Source organism: Brevundimonas sp., assembly GCF_024711105.1.
Taxonomy (GTDB): domain Bacteria; phylum Pseudomonadota; class Alphaproteobacteria; order Caulobacterales; family Caulobacteraceae; genus Brevundimonas.
This window is the reverse complement of record NZ_JANJTL010000162.1, coordinates 1-2798: the sequence shown is the minus strand read 5'-3', so window position 1 is coordinate 2798 and position 2798 is coordinate 1. Positions and strand designations below refer to the sequence as shown.

Genomic DNA, 2798 nt, shown 5'->3' with positions numbered 1-2798 from the left:
GGGCTCCGGCATGAAGGTTTCGCCATTGGCGATGGGCCTGAGCGTGGCCTCCCGAACCGTCGGCTGGGCCGGCTGTTCCGAGCTCTCAATCGCGGCCTTGCGCGTCTCGGTGGCGGGATCGCAGGCCGTCAGGCCCAGGAGCGAAACGGCAAACAGAAAGGACTTCACTGGAGGACTCCTCTTCTGAACGGCCAAGCTTTGCACTTTGACAGGGCGGCGCGCCAGTCCTACCGCGCGGGTGTGACAATCCTGACTCTCGATGAGCTGGCGGCCTCCACGCCCCCCAACACGCCCTGGCTGGGGCTGGACCTTGGGGAGAAGACCATCGGCGTGGCGGTCTCGGACCTGACCCGCACCATCGCCAGCCCGCTTCAGCTCATCCGCAAGACCAAGTTCACCGCCGACGCCGAGGCGCTGTTCAGGCTGATGGACGGACGCGGCGCGACCGGGCTGGTCATCGGCCTGCCGGTGAACATGGACGGATCTGAGGGGCCGCGCGCGCAGTCGGCTCGCGCCTTCGCGCGCAACCTGGAGCGCATCCGCCCCGTGTCGGTCGCCCTGTGGGACGAGCGGCTGTCGACCTCGGCGGTCGAACGCTTCCTGATCGAGGACCTGGACCTCAACCGCAAGCGGCGCGCCCAGGTCGTGGACCGCACGGCGGCGGCGTGGATCCTTCAGGGGGCGCTGGATCGGCTCGGCTATACCGGTTGAGGCCTTCCCGAAGCGGTCGCGCCCGCCTATAGCCCGGCTTTGATGACCCAGCCGGCTGACGTTTCCGAAGCGATCCGAGAGCGGCTGTTCCCGTTCCCCCGAGCGCACCTGCTGTCGGCCGGCGATCTGCAGCGGCCGGACCTCGAAGCCCTGCTCGACCTCGCGGACGCCTTCATCGACCTGAACCGGCGCGGCTCCAAGAAGCTGGACCTGCTCAAGGGTCGGACGCTCATCAACCTGTTCTTCGAGAATTCGACCCGGACGCAGAGCTCCTTCGAACTGGCCGGCAAACGGCTCGGCGCCGACGTGGTCAACATGAACGCCCGCACCTCCTCGGTGTCCAAGGGCGAGACCCTGATCGATACGGCCATGACGCTGAACGCCATGCGGCCGGACCTGCTGGTGGTGCGGCACTGGGGTTCGGGCGCTGCGGACCTCCTGGCGCGCAAGGTCGGCTGTTCGGTAATCAACGCCGGCGACGGGCAGCACGAGCATCCGACCCAGGCCCTGCTAGACCTGCTGACCATCCGGCGGGCCTTCGGGACCGACGTCGGCCGCCTGACCGTCGCGATCTGCGGCGACATCCTGCACAGCCGGGTGGCCCGCTCGAACGCCATCCTGCTGTCAGGCATGGGGTGCGCGGTGCGGCTGGTCGGGCCGCCGACGCTGATGCCCGCCGACGCCGACCGCTGGGGCGCGGCCGTCTTCCACTCCATGGAGGAGGGGATCGCCGGCGCCGACGTGGTGATGATGCTGCGGCTCCAGCTTGAGCGGATGAACGGGGCGCTGGTGCCGTCGACGCGCGAGTATTTCCGGTTCTGGGGCCTGGACGCCGACAAGCTGGCCCTGGCCGCGCCCGGCGCCAAGGTGATGCACCCGGGCCCGATGAACCGGGGCGTGGAGATCGACTCCGGCGTCGCCGACGATCCGGAGGTGTCGCTGATCCAGGACCAGGTCGAGGCGGGCGTAGCCATGCGCATGGCGGTGCTGGCGTCCCTGTCCGAGCGGCTGGAGGACGAGGCATGAGCGCGGCCCAGCCCATCGCCTTCGTCAACGCCCGGCTGATCGATCCGGACAGCGGCTATGACGGCCCCGGCTGCCTGCTGGCGTGCGATGGGGTCATCGCTGAGGTCCGGCGCAGCCCGACCTTCGACAGCCGCCCGGCCGAGGCGCGGCTGATCGACTGCGAAGGTGCGGCGCTCGCGCCCGGCCTGATCGACCTTCGGGTCAAGACGGGCGAGCCCGGCGGGGCCGCGGCGGAGACCCTGAAATCCGCCGCCGAGGCCGCCGCCGCGGGCGGCGTCACCACCCTGGTCCTGCAGCCCGACACCGACCCGCCGGTGGACGAGCCGGCGCTGGTGGATTTCCTGCTGCGCCGGGGGCGTGACCTCGGGCTGGTCAAGATGCTGGCCGCAGGCGCCGCCACCAAGGCCCTGAAGGGGGAGCAACTCGCCGAGATCGGCCTGATGGCCGAGGCGGGGGCGGCCTATTTCACTGACGTGGACAGGCCGGTCCGCGATCCGCGGGTGCTGCGCCGGGCCATGGCCTATGCCGGGGCCTTCAACGCCCTGATCGCGCATCGGCCCGCCGACCCCTGGCTGAGCGAAGGCGCGTCGGCCACCGAAGGCGAACTGGCCGGCCGCATGGGTCTGCCCAGCGTGCCCGCTGTCGCCGAACGCATCATGCTGGAGCGCGACCTGGCGCTGGCCGAACTGACCGGCGCGCGCCTGCTCGTCGACCAGATCACGACGGCCGAAGCCCTGGACAGCCTGGCCCGCGCCCGCGCCAAGGGGCTGGAGGTCGCCGCCGGCGTCTCGATCAACCACCTCAGCTTCAATGAGGTGGACGTCGGCGAGTACCGCACCTTCCTGAAGCTCGACCCGCCGCTGCGCGCCGAGGCGGACCGATTGGCCCTGATCGAGGCCCTGCGTGGCGGCCTGATCGATGTCATCGTCTCGGCCCACGCGCCGGCTCCGGCCGAGGGCAAGCGCCTGCCGTTCGCCGAGGCGACGCCCGGCGCGGTGGGGCTGGAGACCCTGCTGCCCGCCGCGTTGAATCTGCACCACGCCGCGGGCCTCGATCTGCTC

At 70.8% G+C, this 2798-nt stretch carries 3 protein-coding genes; all 3 read left to right on the top strand.

Annotated features, from left to right (window positions below):
- The first annotated feature begins 240 nt into the window (after positions 1–240).
- Positions 241–711, top strand: coding sequence for a Holliday junction resolvase RuvX (gene ruvX / locus Q0M60_RS13100; RefSeq protein ID WP_296820283.1), 471 nt, complete (start codon positions 241–243; stop codon positions 709–711).
- A 42-nt stretch (positions 712–753) separates the two neighbouring features.
- Complete coding sequence (locus Q0M60_RS13095; RefSeq protein WP_296820281.1) at positions 754–1737, top strand: aspartate carbamoyltransferase catalytic subunit; 984 nt, start codon at positions 754–756, stop codon at positions 1735–1737.
- Positions 1734–2798 (top strand): dihydroorotase (locus tag Q0M60_RS13090; RefSeq protein ID WP_296820279.1); only part of this gene is annotated, 1065 nt, incomplete at its 3' end. The genes Q0M60_RS13095 and Q0M60_RS13090, both read left to right, overlap by 4 nt.

Excerpts from the sequence above, each read along its gene's own strand:
- Q0M60_RS13095 (WP_296820281.1), top strand. The coding sequence starts at position 754 with ATGACCCAGCCGGCTGACGTTTCCGAAGCGATCCGAGAGCGGCTGTTC.